Below are 17,681 nucleotides of genomic sequence, written 5' to 3' on the forward strand. Positions count from 1 at the left end.
TATCCTGCCGGGTTCGACGGATTTTCCTTAATTTTCCAGTTATGTGACGTATATGGAAGAAATGCATCAAAAGCTGCGTTCTCTGCGATTTCCTCACTTGATGATGAATTTATCAGAAAGCTCTGCACGGGCCAGTTTTGTAATTTCCTCAATACATTCTGTTTTTGCCTGTGTATATCCATCCCGATCTCTGCGATAGGTCTGTGCCAGTTCTTTTTTCAAGGCTGCATATTTGCGACACACCGCATCATGGGTACGCAGATACTCACAGAAATAAAGCTCTCCCCATGCTGCAGGATAGCGTACATGCAGATGATATACCTTCTCCGTAAATCCAAGGGCCGTGTAGCCTTTATTGAAGCATAGGATATCCCCCTGCTCCTCCTGTTTTCTCGACATCAGTATCCAGCCGTCCCGTGTAAGCGTTTCGATCAGCTTCTGCGGATGGCGGGTATCCGTTTCCAGCAGAATATCCACACAGGGCTTTGCTTCCAGTCCTTTCACCGCTGTACTTCCGATATGGGACATCCTTACAATGGAGGCTTTCAGCAGCTCCTGAAGGTGAAGACGCTGCGCATCATACCATGCTGTATATTGCTCATTATACGGTCGTATGACAATCGGAAACAGTTCCCAGAGCTGTTCCAGAGAAAGCTTCTGCAGTTCCGTTGCATCCTGATTATCTGTACGATTGAAATCAGACTTCTGTAATCGGTACAGAAGAGGGGTCTTTGCTATGGCAGGATGTTCCTGCTCATATTCGATTCTTTGAAAGCCCAGCTGAACAAGATTTTCCTGCAGCTGCTGCTCCTTTGCATCCACCTCCATCATCACCTGCTTGATATCCCAGCGATACAGGACGTAGAACAGCAGCATATACACATACTGTCGATGCAGCAGTGCAAAATCCTTTCCGATATTCGCCAGCCGCATTGCGATCGTCACCGTGCGTGCAGACTGAAGCGTCACCTGCATATAGCCGGCATAAATGGTATCCAGCAGCAGATACAGCTGCAAAGTGCTGTTCATTAGATTTTCCTGCAGCTGAGGTACACAGGTTGTATCACATACAGGAATACTTCCTTCCGCTTTGCTGCAGATGGTAAGATTTTTATAAACCAGCTTCATAAACGCCTCCATTTTCTTCCTTCACAAGCATATGTCTTTCCCCTGCTTCCAGATTGCGCTACTTTCATAATTCTCTTGCATACAGGAACAAGCTGTATGATTTTCTTAGGAGTTCTCCTGTTCATCTGTCTCATGAACCAGCTGTATACCGTATTCCTTCTGCTTCCATACGCTTCTTTATTCCAGCTTTGAGCTGCAGCATTTTTCCAGCTGATGCTGAATATAGGGGGCATCCTCATCATCCAGTAAGGCGATTAGCTTATCCCCGGTATGCAGCACAGTACTTCCTTTCGGCAGAAGCTCCTTCCCCTGCCGCTCAATGCTGATCAGCAGGCACTTATTCGGCCACTTCACATCGCATATTGCCTGATCACAGACCGGACTTCCCAGCTCTACAACGGCTTCCACCAGATGGCGCTCTCCATGGAAGGCAGAAAGATTCACACCGTTTTTCACAAGGAGATTGTGCAGCAAGCTTTCATAAATCGGCTCACAGTTCAACAGACTGGCGCACAGATAGCTGATCAGCGATACCACCGCCAGTGGCAGAAGATTCGTCAAGGTACCACTCATCTCTGCTATCAGAATGATTCCGGTGATCGGTGCGCGAACGATAGCGGCAAATGCCCCTGCCATCGCCATAATGATTATATTATTCATATAGCCGGCAGAGAAGCCGAACACCTGTACGGCGATATTCCCGAAAATTGCCCCGGTAAAGCTGCCAAGGACAAGCAGCGGGAAGAAAATACCGCCCGGGGCTCCGGAGCCGAAGCTGATAAGGGAGAACGCAAATTTCACTGCCAGCAAAAGAAACAGTGTGCGAAGCATCATGACAGGATTCTCACTGAGCATTTCGATCATCGCATGTCCGCTGCCAAGCACATCGCTCAGACACAGGGCAAGCACACCGGACAGCAGCATTGCCACCATCACACCGTAATGCCGCAGACCGCTTTTTGCAAACAGTGCCTGCACCTTCATCGTGGATTTGTTGTACAGTACTCCAAACAAGCCGCAGACGATTCCCAGCAGAATCAGCATCCAGTAATAGCCAAGCGGAAAGGTGTTCAGGACTTCAAAATGAAATGCCGGAGCCAGACCGAACACATTGCGGGATAGAAAATCTCCGCTCACACTCGCACACATGACGGAAATCAATACCGACACGCTGAAATTTTTATGAATCTCCTCCAGTGCAAACATCACACCGGCAAGGGGTGCGTTAAATGCTGCAGCCAGTCCTGCCGCAGCCCCGCAGGTCAAAAGCAGACGCTCTTCCATCTTTACGCGGTGAAACAGCTTCGCAATCGCTTTTCCTGCCATCGCTCCCAGCTGTATGCTGGGGCCTTCTCTTCCCAGAGACAGACCGCCGAAGGCACACAGCGTTCCGCCAATCACCTTCGCAGGCAGCACACGCGTCCACTGCTGGTCGATAAAAGACATGATTTCTCCTTCCACCTGCGGAATTCCGCTACCGGAGATCAACGGCTCCGCCTTCAAGAGCTGCGCAACCAGAAATCCCAGTATGAGCAGAAAAGCAAACCACAACACAATATGCGTCCAGTCGGTGCGGATAAATGCAACCGCAGCCGCAACAAAATCCTCCGCGTAGCCCAGAATGATGCGATACAGCACGGCAATCAGACCGGCACAAAGACCGGCCGCAAGCCCTTCTCCAATCAATACATATTTAAAATTTCCTGCACTATGCAGAATATGAAGCGTACTTCCATGTTTTCTCTCTTTCACAAATCTCATCCTTCTTTCTCTAAAATTATAGCATTCGTATCTCCCTTTTACAAATCACTTCCCGTTGCCACACGATTCTTATACGGCCGAAGCCGTCAGCAGTCACACCGTTCAGCCTGTACAGTTGCAATTTACGATTCAATGCTCTTTTATAAGGGCGAAGAAAAACAGGCATATGCCTGTTCATCCTACAACACGGAAGTGCTGTTTTGCGAGTCAAGGATTCCTTAACGCTTAAAAGGAAAACAGAGACATCTGATTTTCATCCTGCATTCCCTCCAGAACTCCCATACTCTCCATCTTCTTCACCAGTGTTCCGCTCAATGCCGTACGCCGCTGTAAATCCTCCTTGGAAAGGAAGGCTCCCTGCTTTCGTGCCTCCACAACCGTATCCGCAACGTTCTCGCCAAGTCCGTCGATGCTGGTAAACGGCGGAATGATGTAGTTCGCATTCTCTGGATCGACGATAAACTCACGGGATGCCGAGCGCATGATATCAATATTGGTAAAGTAATAGCCCCGCAGGTTCATTTCCAGAGCAAGCTCCAGCGTATTGAAGGTATCCTTATCCTTTTTGGAAACATCCTTTTTCGTTTCATTATTTTTCAGCATATCGCTGATTTCCTGCATCCGGCGCCGTATTGCCTGTTCTCCCTTAATCATCGTTTCAATATCATAGGCATCACAGCGAATCGAGAAGAACATGCAGTAATACACCTGCGGACGATGCACCTTGAACCATGCGATACGAATCGCCATCATAACATAGGCTGTCGCATGTGCCTTCGGGAACATATACTTAATTTTCAGACAGGAATCAATATACCAGTCCTCCACACCGTTGGCCTTCATTTCCGGAATCCATTCATCCTTCAAGCCCTTCCCCTTACGCACACTCTCCATGATGGTAAAGGCAAGCTTCGGCCGCAGTCCCTTGTGCAGCAGATAGACCATGATATCATCTCGACATCCGATGACACTCTTCAGCGTACACGTTCCGTTGTCGATCAGATCCTTCGCATTTCCCAGCCAGACATCAGTACCATGGCTCAGACCGGATATTTTCAAAAGCTCATCAAAGGTGGTCGGGCGCGTCAGCTCCAGTATACCGCGCACAAACGGCGTTCCAAACTCCGGTAATCCGGCGGCTCCGGTTTCCTCACAGGATTTACTCGTATCAATCTTCAGGGCATCCACCTTGGAGAAGACACTCATCGTTTCCGGGTCATTCATCGGAATCGTCGTCGGATCAATCCCGCTCATCCGCTCCAGCATCTTCATTGCGGTCGGATCGACATGTCCCAGAATATCAAATTTCAAAACATTATCATGGATATCGTGGAATTCAAAGTGGGTGGTCTTCCACTCCGCATACGGGTTGTTGGCAGGGTATTGTACCGGTGTAAAATCATGAACATCCAAATCCAGCGGAATGACGATAATACCACCCGGATGCTGCCCGGTCGTACGCTTCACTCCCTCACAGCCCTTCGCCAGATGCAGGACCTGTGCATTTCGCATACTGCCTTCAATGCCCATTTCCTCCTCATATCCCTTCACATAACCAAACGCTGTCTGCGTCGCAACGGTACCGATCGTTCCTGCACGGTACACATGATCATCCCCGAACACCTCTTTTGTATAGGCGTGGGCATTGGGCTGATAATCACCGGAGAAGTTCAAATCGATATCGGGAACCTTATCCCCTTCAAAGCCAAGGAAGGTTTCAAACGGAATATCGTGTCCGTCCCCTCGTATGGTTTCTCCACAGTTTGGACAGATGATATCCGGCAGATCAAAGCCATCTGCCACGCTTCCGTCCGTATAAAATTTCACATAATGACACTTCGGACATACATAATGCGGTGCAAGCGGGTTAACCTCGGTTATTTCCGACATCGTCGCAACAAAGCTGGAGCCGACCGATCCACGAGAGCCTACCAGGTACCCGTCATTCAGACTCTTTTTAACCAGCAGATGGGAAATATAGTAAACAACGTAGAAGCCGTGTCCGATGATACTTGCAAGCTCCTTTTCCAGGCGCTTTTCCACGATTTCGGGAAGCACCGGTCCGTATTTTTTATGAGCATTTTCATAACAGATATCCGTAAGCTTCTGATCAGAGCCCTCGATATCCGGCGGATACAGACGATCCTTGACAGGCTTCACTTCCCCGATCATATCGGCAATCCGTTTGGTGTTTTTAATAACCATATCATAGGCGCGCTGTTCTCCCAGCCATGCGAATTCCTTCAGCATCTCCTTCGTTGTACGGAAGTGCTGGTCCGGCGCCTTGAATTTCCGACGCTTTTCCTGATTGTAGATATAGAGAGGATGACGGACACCGCCAATCGCCTGTGAGGAAATATAAATATCACGAATCATTTTCTCACCGGGCTGTACATAATGACAGTCTCCGCTGGCAACCAGAAGCTTATCCAGCTTATCGGCTGCATTCACAATGGATGTCAGAATTTCCTTTAACCGCTCCATACTGGAAATGGAATCACGTTCCACAAGGTGGCGGTAGTTTTCCAGCGGCTGCAGCTCTATGTAATCATAAAACTGCATAACCTCCTCCAGTGTCTGTTCATTGCGGGTCTGTGCCATGTCAAACACTTCGCCGTTCAGACAGCTGGAGCCAATGAGCAGATTGCCGTTGATACGCCGCTTTTCAATTTCGCTTCGCAAAATTCTAGGCTCCGCTACGATATTGTTTGTACTTTTACTGCTGTAGGCAAGATAGCTGGTATGGGAAAGCGTCACCAGCTCAAACAGCTCCTTCAGTCCCGCCATATTTTTCGCCAGTATCGTCACATGCTTGACACGCACCTTGCGAAAGCTCTCAGCTGTCTGCATATCCTGAAGCTCCTGCAGGTTTTTGATATGCTTCAAATCGTTCAGCATATTCATATAGGTCTGCGCAAGAACCTCCGCATCATAATCGGCACGGTGAGCAACATCCTCATCGTATCGAATGCCATAGGAACGGGCAATCTGCCCCAGCCGATAGCCCTTACGGTCCGCCTGCATGCTTCTGGCAAGATCCAGTGTATCAATCACAGGATTCATGATTGGGGGACGTCCGATTCTTGCCAGCTCATCGTTTAGAAAGTTATAGTCAAAGGTCGCATTATGTGCCACCAGGATACTGTCCCCGATAAAGTCGAGAATCTCATCTATGCTGTCCGCAAAGGATTTCGCATTCTTCATATGCTCTTCCGTAATACCGGTCAGCTCCGTGGTAAAGGCACTCAGCGCCACCGGCGGCTTGATAAACAGCTGCAGACTCTTTATACAGGCACGATCCTTAACGATCTGCCCGCCGAATTCGATAATGTGATCAAAACGGCTGGATAGACCGGTTGTTTCAAGGTCAAATACGCAATAGGTCCCCTTTTCCAGTTCAATGTCCTGAATATTACGAACAATCTGCAGTGCAGGATCCACCATATTCATTTCCAGACCGTAAATCATTTTAAACGGTGTTTCTCTGCCCTTATTGATCGCCTCCACCTTATGCTGTGCCTTTGGAAAGGCCTGTACGACAAGATGATCAGTAATGGCGATGGCATCCATTCCCCACGCATTCGCCTGATCGATGTATTCTTCAATATTGCAGACACCGTCCATTTCCGAAAGCTTGGTATGCACATGCAGCTCCACACGTTTTTCCTCTGCTTCATCCACACGCTTTACTTCCGCAACCTTTTCAATCACGTCCGGCATAAAGACAAGCTCCCGGGTATAGGCATCGTATTCCGCCTTACCATAGGCTACGACACAGTCTCCGTTCTTTATTTCCGCCAGTACTTCCTTTGTGACGGCACCGCGTTCAAACCGCTTCATGATGATGGCATCGTCGTCATCCCCGATCCACAGCATCTGGATATCACGTCCATTGCGCAGCGTTCGTGTTTCCGTTTCAAAGATCTTACCATGGATACGGATGCCATGGCATTCCTCTGTAATATCATGAATGGAAAACGGCACATACTGGTCCAGTCCCTTTTTCCCCTTCGGCTTAAAATTATAGCTTTTCTTTTCCTCATACACCTTCACCGGCTTCGCTGCCGCCTCACTTTTCACTGTGACCGTCGGAATCGGTGCGGATTTTTTCATTTCCTCAACATGAATTTCCAGCTGAAAGCCGCAGCGCTCCAGAAATTCCTGCAGCAAATGCTTATTCTGGATCGCCCGGTCGCGTTCCTGCTCATCCAGAATCTGATAGACAAGATATTTCTGTTCATTGATGGTCGGCAGTGATTCATGAAATATTTTCAGCTGCATATGCCGGGAGACAAAGCGTTCGATATAGCTGGATACCTCCAGCAGCTCCGCTTCGGCCTTTTCAGCTGTGATATGTAAATCCACACTGCAGCGTGTCAGCTTTGTTAAACGCATACAGAAAACATCCCATACCTGAAACGGCAGTGGCTTCGGCAGAGAGATTTCCATTTTGATAACATTGGACTTCTTCATATATACCGGCTTCATGGTAAAGGTACCCTGTTCAAAATACTCCAGATCCGGATTGTTCTGTTCCATTTTTCTCACTAAATCAATCAGTTTCAGTTCCATTGAATCCCTCTTTTCCGCTCCTTATATGATAGCATATTTCGCCCCTTTGAAAAAGTAAAATTATCGCTCATTTTCCGGATGTGTCATATTCAAACCACGCGCGACCATTTTGTTCACGGCGCATGCGATGTTCAGCTGACGCTCCCTTTTTACTGCGTATATCCGCTGCGCTTTTCACAACATCTTCCGCAGGCTGCAAAAAGCAATCCTCATGTGCCGTAATGGATCAGGCGCAAGATTTTTCTTCCCTGCACATAAAAAGGATACATCCCGTCGTTTTCGGATGTATCCGTATATCGCTGTTTAAGCAGTTAGCCGCACTGGCTCATCCCAATCGGACTTTGCGTTCCCCATTCACTGGTGGAATGCGGAAGGCTGCTTTACTGCGGCAGAGCCGCCTTTTTCAGTGCATTCTGTGCCGCCATGCGAATTGCTCTGCTGGATATGGTGGCAGAGGAAACATCATCGACAACCGTACTGTTTTGCTTTTGAATATCTTCAAGAATACGCTCAGCATCTTTCCCCATACCGTTATCGTGCTGAAGCAGTTCAATTCTCTGTATGGCAGCATTCTGAATCCGCAGCCGCAGCCGTACCTGCACCAGACCAGTCTGACATTCTCCCTCATAGCTGCCATCCTGCAGACGGTTCATATCCACGGCTTCAAATGCGAGCGCATCACTTTGCTGCTTCGTCTGATAGAACTGATAAGCAATCCCTCCCGCGCCAAGAAGAATCAGTACCACCAGAGCCTTGATGAGCTTACGCTTCATGAGTCTGCCCTGCAATGACACTGTCAATCGTATCCCAGCGCAGGCGGTCTACAAGTACAGCGTCTTTATCCTCATACAGATGTTCCTGCTTATTCACCATGCGGATGATTTTTCTTTCCAGAAAGCCCAGCTTCTGAAAGTCCAGTCTGCCGCCGATATTCACAGAAAAGGCAAGCTGCCGATAACATGCTTCTCCCAGATTTTCTGTGATGATTTTTTCCGGTGCAGCATCGCTCATACCGCACAGCAGCATACCGACGCTTTTCCCTGCCAGCTCCTTCGTATTTGCACGAATGCAGGCAAGCAGCTGCTTTGCCAGCCTGCCGGCATAAATGCTTCCAACACATACAATGCGCTCATAGCCTTCCCACGACAGTGCAGGGTCTGCTTCCTGTAAATCTGCGCAAAGCTTTTGCTGCAGATACGCTGCCACCTCTTTCCCGGTGCCATGCTTACTTTTATAAATAATCAGTGTTTTCATTTGTTCTCCATTCCCCTGCTTTCTGCAGGCTGCCTCATAGATCGTGATACTGTCTCTGTCATATGCCTGCGTTTCTGACTGCTCTGCTTCCTATGCTGTTTCATGCGGTCGCAGAGATGCCATGATCAAATCCAGCACTTCCTCAATGACCTTATCCCGGTATGCAGGCACCGGCTGTTCTATGAGGATACGCTCCAAAAGACCGTATACACAGCACCAGATGCCTTGTGCGCGAAGCTCTACCTGCTCCACACTGAACTCGCCGCATGCTATGCCTTCCTCCAGACAGGTGCACAGCATAGCAATACTTTTTCGATGCTGGCGCAGATTTTCCTGCAAAATTGCAGTCTGCTTTTGTACGGAAGGAAGCTTGCTCTGCATGACGACCTGATAAAGCAGCGGATCCTCCAGCATCCCTCTAACATAACCAAACAACGTGGCTCGCAGTTGGGCAGCGGGAGATTTTTCAGATGCCATGGTCTGCTGTATGATGCACAGGATATGTTGATATCCCTCCTGTACGACCGCAAGCATCAGCTCCTCCTTCCCGGAAAAATAATGATAAATAATACCGGGTGTCTGCTGTATCATCGCCGCTATTTTACGAATGCTTAAAGCCTCCATTCCCTGCGTTTCCATGATTTCTCTGGCTGCACGCATGATAAGCGCCCTGCGTGATGCTATCTGTTCCTCATCCTTTACGCGCATGCTTCTCCTCCTTTGCATAAAAGCAGATATGGCGGTCTGCTTTGATTTTCTTTTGCTGCTTGTGAATCGTATGATTCATTTTCAAACACATCAGACGGGCTACAAAGCCTGGGATTTTCATTTCCGCCTGCTTTGAAAGCAAGCTGTCAACTTTCGTTTTATGCTGTATACAGGCAATCAGCTTCTGCAGGCAATGCTCCACCGGTACCGCATTGGGAAGACGCTTCAATGTAACACCGTCAATGATTGCCCCTCCCCCGATAACCAAGCCGCCCATCCAGCGCAGCTGCATCGCCTTTGCAAACAGCTCGATATTGCCGATACAGCAGTGATGCGTATGAGTGTATGGCATTCCACCCTGTGCGATTGCATATACATATTTGTTTCTCGACAGCTCTGCCTGATGCAGCTTAGCCAGTACCTCTACTGCATCCCCCGGGATAGCGTTCACATAACAGGGAGTGATAAAAATCCATGTATCTGCCAGCCCTGCAGCTTCCAGAAAGCTGTCCCATGCAGCCTCGATATCCAGACAGCTCCACAGCTGCGTCTGCTCACCGAGCTGTTCCTGCATAAGTCTTCCCAACAGGGCACTGGTTCCAAGCCTGCGCGGACTCAGATTCAAAATCAGTATGGACATAGTGCTGCCTCCTCACCAATATACTGTACACGCATGAGCGTACCCCCGGTAATACCATGGATCTCCTCCAGCCATTCCTCAAACAATGCCAGCTCCTGTGGCGTCGCCTCTCCGTAAAGAAGAAATTCGATTTCACGCAGCGGTATTTTCCATCCCTTCTTGGTCAGCTCCCTGTTTTTTACGGTATATTCCGGATAGCCAAGCACCGCCATACGATCCAAAATGCGCTTGCACTTCGGACTGCAGCACCCAAAGCTCTGCCGGCATATGAAGACCAGCTTTTCACATTGCGCGATTTTGGGATACAGCATCTGCATATCATCCGCAACTGCACATTCACCACCATGATGTATGCGACGTTCACAGGCTCCACATCCCATACAGCCCTGCAGCTTCAACTCTCTGACATCCACTGTCTCCATCCCCAATTCATCGCAAAACGCATATTCCGTATCATTCAATCGTAATGTTCTCACAGTCATCACCTCTTAATAAATTAAACACTGTTTAATTTATGTTTATCTTATCGTATCCCGGTCATTCTGTCAAGATGGTTTCAGTAGATTAACAAAGCCATTGTCTGTCATTCCTATCCACCACGATCTGCATAACCGTACAAAAAATGAATGTATAAATGCATATTCGAAAAACAGGCAGGATGATAAATATACAGAAAAAAAGATCAGGTACATGATAAAGACGAACCTGATCCTCCTGATTATTCTATTTTCAAAGCATAAAAAACATAGAAACAGCCATACCCTCCGCTATTTATTACATGGACAGTAAAATGCTTGTGACATAAGAGCCGAGTATCGCCACACTCGCCAACAGAACCAGGGCGCGATGCTTCTTTCCATATATAACCACCAGTGTACAGACCATGGAAAACGCACCAAAGCCGAGCAGATTCATTACCTGCGGTTCATTGACATAAATGCTTCCCTGCGTAAAGAGAACATCCGCAAAGCAGAGTATGATAAAATTGAACAGGTTACTGCCGACGATATTACCGAAGGATGCATTGAAATTTCCAATCCGTACCAGATTGACAGAAGCACTCAGCTCCGGCAGTGAGGTAGCCACTCCCAGGAAGATTGCCCCGGCAACCGTAGCCCCCAGCTGCAGCTCCTCCGCAAGGCGGTCCGTTACCGTTGTCAGCAGGATACTTACGATAACAAGTCCCACACTGTAACAGATAAACCGAACAGCAATCTGCCTTACACTCAGCGAGATATACACTTCCTCCTCCACATCACCGCTGTCATCATTCCCCATGAATTTCACATTTACCGCATACACAAGCAGAATGAGAACGGACATCAGGTTAACCTTCAGAAAACTGAACCCAACCTCCTTCGGCATCATGATGGCCGCAAATACAAGGGCATACATGACCAGACCGAACCACAGCGTCTTGCTGTGTGATTTTGACAGTGTGGCTCTTTGATAACGGCGGGATGTAAACAGCATCAGTCCTCCAATGACACAGAGATTGAAGATATTGCTACCCAGCACATTTCCCTGTACCAGATCCGGCTGATCCAGTGCCAGAACCGCAGTCAGAGATGTAAATAATTCAGGCAGAGAGGTCACAGCCGCAAGCATGACACCTCCTATAAACGCACCGGACAGATTTGTTTTCTTATCCAGACAATCAACGTAATACGACAGACGTACAGACAAAAACACCACCAGTGCCGCCAATACGATATATTCAAGATACAGCATACCATTTTCCTTTCCTTTTCCAGCAGCCTCCCTCGCAGAAAGCAGCTGCTCTTTTTCTATTTATTCTATAGCTTCCCCCGACACCGCTTTGACAAACCGGCGCATGCATTCTTCAATCAGAGAACGCGGTGCAGCCATATTGATACGCTCAAAGCCCTTTCCCTGTGCACCGAACAGATAGCCTTCATCCAAAATCAGAGACTGCTGTCGCATCCGCTTCTCGAGCTGCCTCTCGTCAGGACAGTACGCACGGACATCCACCCACAACAGATAGGTTCCTTCGCAGGGGGAAACAACAGCCTGCGGAAGCTCTTTTTCCAGATAGTCACATGCATAGCGAATATTCTGATCGATATAGGAATTCACCTGATTCAACCAGTCTTCACTTTCATTATATGCCGCCTTCGTTGCCGCTAATGCAAAGGAATTGCAGCTGTTCAAAGACAGTCGGTTTCCGACAAACTCCTTCCAGCGCTGCTGATATTCCGGCTTTGTGATGATGATATTACTGTTTTGCAGACCTGCCAGATTAAAGCTTTTGCTGGGCGCTGTACAGACGATGATTTCATCCTTATATTCCGGAACCAGCGTATGTAACGGGATATGATGAATTCCCTCCCGTATCAGATCACAGTGAATTTCATCACTGATGATCCATTTTCCATAGATATGCGCAAGATCAGCCACCTGCTGCAGCTCTTCTTTTGACCATACCCGGCCTACCGGATTATGCGGAGAACACAAAATCATTCCCTTTACCTCATCCGCAGCCAGCTTTTCCTCTAAATCCGCAAAGTCAATCGTGTAGACTCCATCCGTAATGCACAGGGGACTTTCCACAACACAGCGCCTGGTTGCCAGAATCTTATTGCGAAACGGATAATATACCGGCGGCTGAATCAGTATGCTGTCACCCTCCTCACTCAGAATTTCCAAAAGATAGGCGATAGCTGGAACGACTCCCCCTGCATAAAAGATGGAATCTGCCGCAATCGTCCATTGAAAGCGACGCTGAAACCATCCAGTTACACTGTTTCTGTATGCATCATCAAAGCCGCAGGAGTATCCGTAAATCTGCTCCTCCACACGACGGTGCAGGGCCTCCTGTATCTCTGTGCTGCAGGGAAAATCCATGTCCGCCACCCATAGAGGCAGCACCGTCTGTTCATCACTGCAAGCAAAGGGCTTATCCCATTTGATACATCCGGTTCCCGTTCTCGACAGAACCGTATCAAAATCATATTTCATATGTACCTCCCAAACAAGATCAATTCATGTACTCATATACTGCATTATTATATCGTGTTTAAAAGCCCTTGAACAGAGAAAATACTGTGGATTTTCCCACTTTTTCGAAGCTGTGTCTGCAATGCTGTGCAAACAATCGCATACTGAAGGATGTTTTGAAGTTTTATAATTGCATGATGCCTTCATCGTACCCTCTTCTTCATATACAGCAATGCAGGACAATCGCATAATGTGCTAAGCTTTTTGCCTGTGTATACTGCTTGTACGAGCCATGGTCCAATAACCTACCGTGCCTTCCATGTGATACACAACCGTATATGCCCGATAATGCATACGGGCATAGTCACCGCTTCAGACATAGCTGCTGTACACATTATATACAGGCAGTTCGCAAAATAAAAAAAGATTCCCATTTCACTGAACGAAAAGCGCAGATGGAAATCTCCTTGATACCTGTATGGTTGAAAAGCAAGCAACTATTTAGTAACGGAATTCTTCACGGAACAGTTCATCAATGGATTTTCCTGTTTCCTGACGCACATCCTCGACTTCACTGTTCAAGACAATCTGTCCGTTTTTGATGAAGACAACTGTACTGAAGATACGTTCGATATCCGCAATCAGATGCGTTGCAATAAGAATCGTCTGCTCCGGAGAATAATTTTCCAGAATTGTATCCAGAATCACTTCCCTTGCGGCCGGATCGACACCGCCAATCGGCTCATCCAGTACGATGATTTTTGCCTTGCGACTCATTACCAGAGCCAGCTGAAACTTTTCCTTTGTCCCCTTAGACATCGTCTTGATGCGCATTCCATCATCAATTTGAAAACGCCGCATAATCGTCAGGCATTTATCCAGATCAAAATCCGCATACATATCGACAAAAATAGCCAGTGCATCCTTCACCTTCATCCAGTCTGAGAAATACGGCTCATCCGGCAGATAGGACACCATCGCCTTCGTCTCTGCCCCGATGCATGTTCCATCGATTTTTACGACACCGTCATAATCCTTCAGCAGTCCGGTCATAACCTTTAAAAGCGTTGTCTTTCCACTTCCGTTAGGACCGAGCAGACCGATGATCTGCCCTCCCTCAAAAACCATATCCACATTATGCAGGGCCTGCTTTTTCCCATAGGCTTTGCTAAGCCCGCTTATTTCAATCAGCTTTTCCATTGTGCAACCTCTCTTCCACTGTGGCGATGATGGCTTCATCATCACATCCGTATTGACGTATTTCTTCAATAAACATGTCTGTTTTTCTACAGATTACATCTTCCTTTAGTTTCCGTATCATTTCTGTATCGTTGCAGATAAATCTGCCACTCGTGCGTTCACTCGCCACTAGACCGCTGCGCTCCAGTTCACTCAGCGCACGCTGTACCGTATTCGGATTGACACCAAATTCCACAGCCAGTTCACGGACAGAAGGAATTTTCTGAGAAGGCTGATATACATCTGTAACGATCCATCGCTTTATTTCATCCATAATCTGCAGATAGATCGGCATCTTGGAATCAAAATTCATGCAGGTTCACTTCCTTCCTAATACTCTCCGTTTTTCATTCGTTTCACTGTTTGCAGTACTGCTATGATGATAATTCCCAGCAGCAGTGCTCCTACAATATAGATTGGCCATCCGATTCTGAAATAATCCAGCAGCAGATATCCGGTAAATACATACCAGAACGAGAATAGCAGAATAATCAGTATGATCAGTGCTCTCTCCTTCAGGTCATTCATCATTCTATTTCCAGTTTATGATCCAGGATATATTTGCTTCCGAAGAAGAACAGGCTGAGAAGCAGCAGGGATTTCACAATCATAATGCCCACACCTGCCATGAACTGGTATTCCACCTGCATTCCCATAAACATCCCCATGATTGTGCCGGCAAAATCATCGGAGGCAAGATGAAACGGAGCAAGCAATATCCGATCAAACACAAAGCTGAGTATCCAGGATATCAGAATATAAAGCAGAATGGCAACTGCCGTGCGATATCGCGGTACATAGGTGGTATGCGTTATATTCATAACCAGATAGACCAAGGCCACGGATTCTGCCGTACCGACAATCATATAGAACAGATACAGCAGGGAATCCACTGCAATCACGGTGCTGAAGAATTGCTGCAGCGTCTCTGTAATTGCTGAAAAATCAAAACCGCTGACACGCAGACCGATAATCAGCATCGACAGAAACAGGACAAACACGGAAACAATGATCCAGAACACCGCACTCAGAATTTTTGTCAACAGCAGCTGTGTGCTTGTGACAGGCAGGGTATGCGTCAGATACGAATTCCTGGAGAACATCGAATTGCTGTAATTCTTAATAATGACGACAACACACATGATGAACATAACCACACTCATGATAATATAGACAATTGCTGCAATGTTGGTTATCATTCCCTCATTCCTAGGATTCATCAGAAGTGCCGCCACCATGACGATGGCATATAAAACAAGAAAGCTTCGATATGAGCATTTCAGCTCATGCTTGCATAATTTCCAGAACATATAATTCCTCCCTCGTAAATGGTTTGTGTATCACTGTATTAACCATCTAATACAACAGTACAGTATTGAGAAAGAATTGTCAAGCAATACATAAAAATATTAATCGAAATTAAGGTCGCCAGCAATCACTTCCCATATAAACAAGTCCTATCCTGCTGTATACTTCTTCCATCATGGCTATTTATAGGACAACCGATACAGGGCAGTCAGACAGGGATACACATTTGGATAGTCTGCTAATAGAAAAGATCAGGTGCATTATTTTCTACAAGCCTGTACACTTGATTCTTTTCCCTCTGCTAATACTGCAGCTTACCGTTCTCGATCCGGATAGCTCTGAACGATTCCTATTTTTTATAAAAGGCGAACGGACAGGCGAATCCCCCTGCAAACGAAAAAAGTCATCCTTTCGGATGACTGCCGCTTCCTTTGCCTAGGTATCTCTTTCTATTTGAAATAACAGCGGCGATAGTAATATCATAGCACATTATCACACAGATGTCACATATATCAGGAAAAAACCTGATTTTGCTGAAGTGAAAAGTTAAATTCCACTTTCAAAGTAGCTAAGTAGAAAAGACTCTTACACAACAATCTAGTTGAATTTACACTTACAATTGCATTTAGTCTTTCATATATCCTTTTTTATATCTATGATGAAGGTAACCGCTGGTTATTATCATACACATTACAAAGGGTGATGAATATGGCAACGAACAAAAACAAACATCTGACTCAGGACGATCGCAATGTCATCGCGATCGGCATCGTTAATGGTTCTTCTAAAAAAGCTATTGCTGATAATCTAGGCAAAGATAAATCTACGATAGGTAAGGAAATCCGTGCTCACCGTTATCTCTCTCATAAATCTACACTTTCTCTAGAATGTGAGAACTATGCTCACTGTAAGTTTAAGAGAAAGAATTGTACTGTCAACTGCCCTGATTATTCTAAGTTCCGCTGCAAACGCAGAGATCGTACTCCGGGAGCTTGTAATGGCTGTGAGAAACTGAAAAGCTGCCGCTTTGATAAATACCTCTATAAACCTACGATCGCCTATGAGGAATACCGTAGCGAACTCGTTGAGTCTCGAACCGGAATCAATCTGACCTCATCAGAAGCTGTAGAGCTAGGCAATACCATCAAGCCTCTTATATTAAAAGGTCATTCACCTTATCAGATCATAGCTGCACATCCCGAACTTGGAATCAGTGAGAAGACACTCTACAACTATATTGAACAAGGTGTATTCGAATGTGTTGGCATTGCTAATATTGACCTTCGTATAAAAGTCAAAAGAAAAATGACCGCTAAGAAGAAGACGATCTATAAAAAACGACAAGACCGTAAATTCCTTGTTGGACGGCTTTACACAGATTACCAATCCTATGTTGAGTCTGAGGAAATCACTCACATTTTACAAATGGATACAGTCTACAATGACATTTCCAATGGACCGTTTATCCAGACTTTCAAATTCATCAAATATGGGCTCCTGTTTGCTGTATATCACGACACGAAGACTGCTGCAGATATGGTTGACGGACTAGCTGTTCTTGATTCCATCCTTGGAAAAAGCCTGTTTGAACAGGAAGCTCATATAACACTCACCGATCGCGGAGGTGAATTTACTGATGCTGAGCATATGGAAAAAAGAGACGATGGTACCAGAAGGACACGAGTCTTCTATTGCGACCCTATGCAGTCCGGGCAGAAAGGAAGCCTGGAAAATATGCATCGTGAATTACGTTATATATTGCCTAACGAAGTAGACTTACGCAGTATCGGCCTGACCGATCAGACTTCCTTGAATGTAGCCATCTCACATATCAATTCCAGTGCCAAGGAACATTTGAATGGAAAATCCCCATTTGAGCTATGTGAGTTCATGTGTCCGGAATTAGCGCAGAAACTTTATGAATTTGGTCTACAGAAAATAGATAAGGACGAAGTGATACTTCGTCCAAGCGTATTGACTCATAAGTAACAAACAGATGATATAAAGAATGATAAGAGCAGCGGCAAAGAACAGTTATTTATAGTGTAACTATAAAATAGAAGTGGAATTTAGTTATACATAGGCATAATGGAGCCTATTTTCAGTGCGCTTA

Annotated in this window: 16 protein-coding genes; 1 reads left to right on the plus strand and 15 read right to left on the minus strand. The window is 46.5% G+C overall.

The window, feature by feature from the left end:
* Positions 1 to 93: 93 nt before the first annotated feature.
* From ACG3M1_RS15220 to ACG3M1_RS15290, 15 genes are all read right to left on the minus strand, one after another.
* Positions 94 to 1,128: a GrpB family protein gene (locus ACG3M1_RS15220; protein ID WP_008817683.1), complete on the minus strand. Its 1,035-nt coding sequence runs from the start codon at positions 1,126 to 1,128 to the stop codon at positions 94 to 96.
* Positions 1,129 to 1,305: 177 nt separating this feature from the next.
* On the minus strand, positions 1,306 to 2,889 hold the full coding sequence (locus ACG3M1_RS15225) for a ClC family H(+)/Cl(-) exchange transporter (RefSeq protein ID WP_008817684.1): 1,584 nt from the start codon (positions 2,887 to 2,889) through the stop codon (positions 1,306 to 1,308).
* Between the two features lie 225 nt (positions 2,890 to 3,114).
* Positions 3,115 to 7,461 carry a PolC-type DNA polymerase III gene (locus ACG3M1_RS15230; protein ID WP_008817685.1) on the minus strand — a complete coding sequence of 1,449 codons (4,347 nt, stop codon included), beginning with the start codon at positions 7,459 to 7,461 and terminating at the stop codon, positions 3,115 to 3,117.
* A 67-nt stretch (positions 7,462 to 7,528) separates the two neighbouring features.
* Positions 7,529 to 7,660, minus strand: a complete 132-nt coding sequence (locus ACG3M1_RS15235) for a hypothetical protein (RefSeq protein WP_257319928.1) — start codon at positions 7,658 to 7,660, stop codon at positions 7,529 to 7,531.
* A 181-nt stretch (positions 7,661 to 7,841) separates the two neighbouring features.
* Entirely contained in the window at positions 7,842 to 8,234 is a 393-nt protein-coding gene (locus ACG3M1_RS15240; RefSeq protein WP_009270702.1) for an FMN-binding protein, read from the minus strand.
* On the minus strand, positions 8,224 to 8,715 hold the full coding sequence (locus ACG3M1_RS15245) for a flavodoxin domain-containing protein (RefSeq protein ID WP_009270703.1): 492 nt from the start codon (positions 8,713 to 8,715) through the stop codon (positions 8,224 to 8,226). Before ACG3M1_RS15245 ends, ACG3M1_RS15240 begins: the two co-directional genes overlap by 11 nt.
* A 90-nt stretch (positions 8,716 to 8,805) precedes the next feature.
* Positions 8,806 to 9,423, minus strand: a complete 618-nt coding sequence (locus tag ACG3M1_RS15250; RefSeq protein WP_008817688.1) for a TetR/AcrR family transcriptional regulator — start codon at positions 9,421 to 9,423, stop codon at positions 8,806 to 8,808.
* Positions 9,407 to 10,063, minus strand: a complete 657-nt coding sequence (locus tag ACG3M1_RS15255) for a hypothetical protein (protein ID WP_008817689.1) — start codon at positions 10,061 to 10,063, stop codon at positions 9,407 to 9,409. The genes ACG3M1_RS15250 and ACG3M1_RS15255 overlap by 17 nt, the downstream gene beginning before the upstream one ends.
* A complete protein-coding gene (locus ACG3M1_RS15260; protein ID WP_002609990.1) occupies positions 10,051 to 10,539 on the minus strand; it encodes a flavodoxin family protein in 489 nt (162 codons plus the stop codon). The genes ACG3M1_RS15255 and ACG3M1_RS15260 overlap by 13 nt, the downstream gene beginning before the upstream one ends.
* A 298-nt stretch (positions 10,540 to 10,837) precedes the next feature.
* Positions 10,838 to 11,794 (minus strand): sodium:calcium antiporter, encoded by a 957-nt coding sequence (locus ACG3M1_RS15265; RefSeq protein WP_008817690.1) that lies wholly within the window; start codon positions 11,792 to 11,794, stop codon positions 10,838 to 10,840.
* 60 nt (positions 11,795 to 11,854) lie between these two features.
* Positions 11,855 to 13,042, minus strand: a complete 1,188-nt coding sequence (locus ACG3M1_RS15270) for a MalY/PatB family protein (RefSeq protein WP_008817691.1) — start codon at positions 13,040 to 13,042, stop codon at positions 11,855 to 11,857.
* 480 nt (positions 13,043 to 13,522) lie between these two features.
* Positions 13,523 to 14,221, minus strand: coding sequence for an ABC transporter ATP-binding protein (locus ACG3M1_RS15275; protein WP_008817692.1), 699 nt, complete (start codon positions 14,219 to 14,221; stop codon positions 13,523 to 13,525).
* Positions 14,205 to 14,573 (minus strand): GntR family transcriptional regulator, encoded by a 369-nt coding sequence (locus ACG3M1_RS15280; RefSeq protein ID WP_002609983.1) that lies wholly within the window; start codon positions 14,571 to 14,573, stop codon positions 14,205 to 14,207. Before ACG3M1_RS15280 ends, ACG3M1_RS15275 begins: the two co-directional genes overlap by 17 nt.
* A 17-nt stretch (positions 14,574 to 14,590) precedes the next feature.
* Positions 14,591 to 14,788 carry a hypothetical protein gene (locus ACG3M1_RS15285; protein WP_002609981.1) on the minus strand — a complete coding sequence of 66 codons (198 nt, stop codon included), beginning with the start codon at positions 14,786 to 14,788 and terminating at the stop codon, positions 14,591 to 14,593.
* A complete protein-coding gene (locus tag ACG3M1_RS15290) occupies positions 14,788 to 15,570 on the minus strand; it encodes a hypothetical protein (protein WP_002609979.1) in 783 nt (260 codons plus the stop codon). Before ACG3M1_RS15290 ends, ACG3M1_RS15285 begins: the two co-directional genes overlap by 1 nt.
* A gap of 706 nt (positions 15,571 to 16,276) precedes the next feature.
* Between ACG3M1_RS15290 and ACG3M1_RS15295 the strand changes: the two genes are divergently transcribed.
* The gene (locus ACG3M1_RS15295) at positions 16,277 to 17,557 is read left to right on the plus strand and encodes a helix-turn-helix domain-containing protein (RefSeq protein WP_100933673.1); all 1,281 of its coding nucleotides are present in this window, start codon (positions 16,277 to 16,279) and stop codon (positions 17,555 to 17,557) included.
* The last annotated feature ends 124 nt before the right edge of the window (positions 17,558 to 17,681 follow it).

It is taken from the genome of Clostridium sp. 10cd*, assembly GCF_044336395.1.
Classification (GTDB): Bacteria; Bacillota_I; Bacilli_A; order Erysipelotrichales; family Erysipelotrichaceae; genus Clostridium_AQ; species Clostridium_AQ innocuum.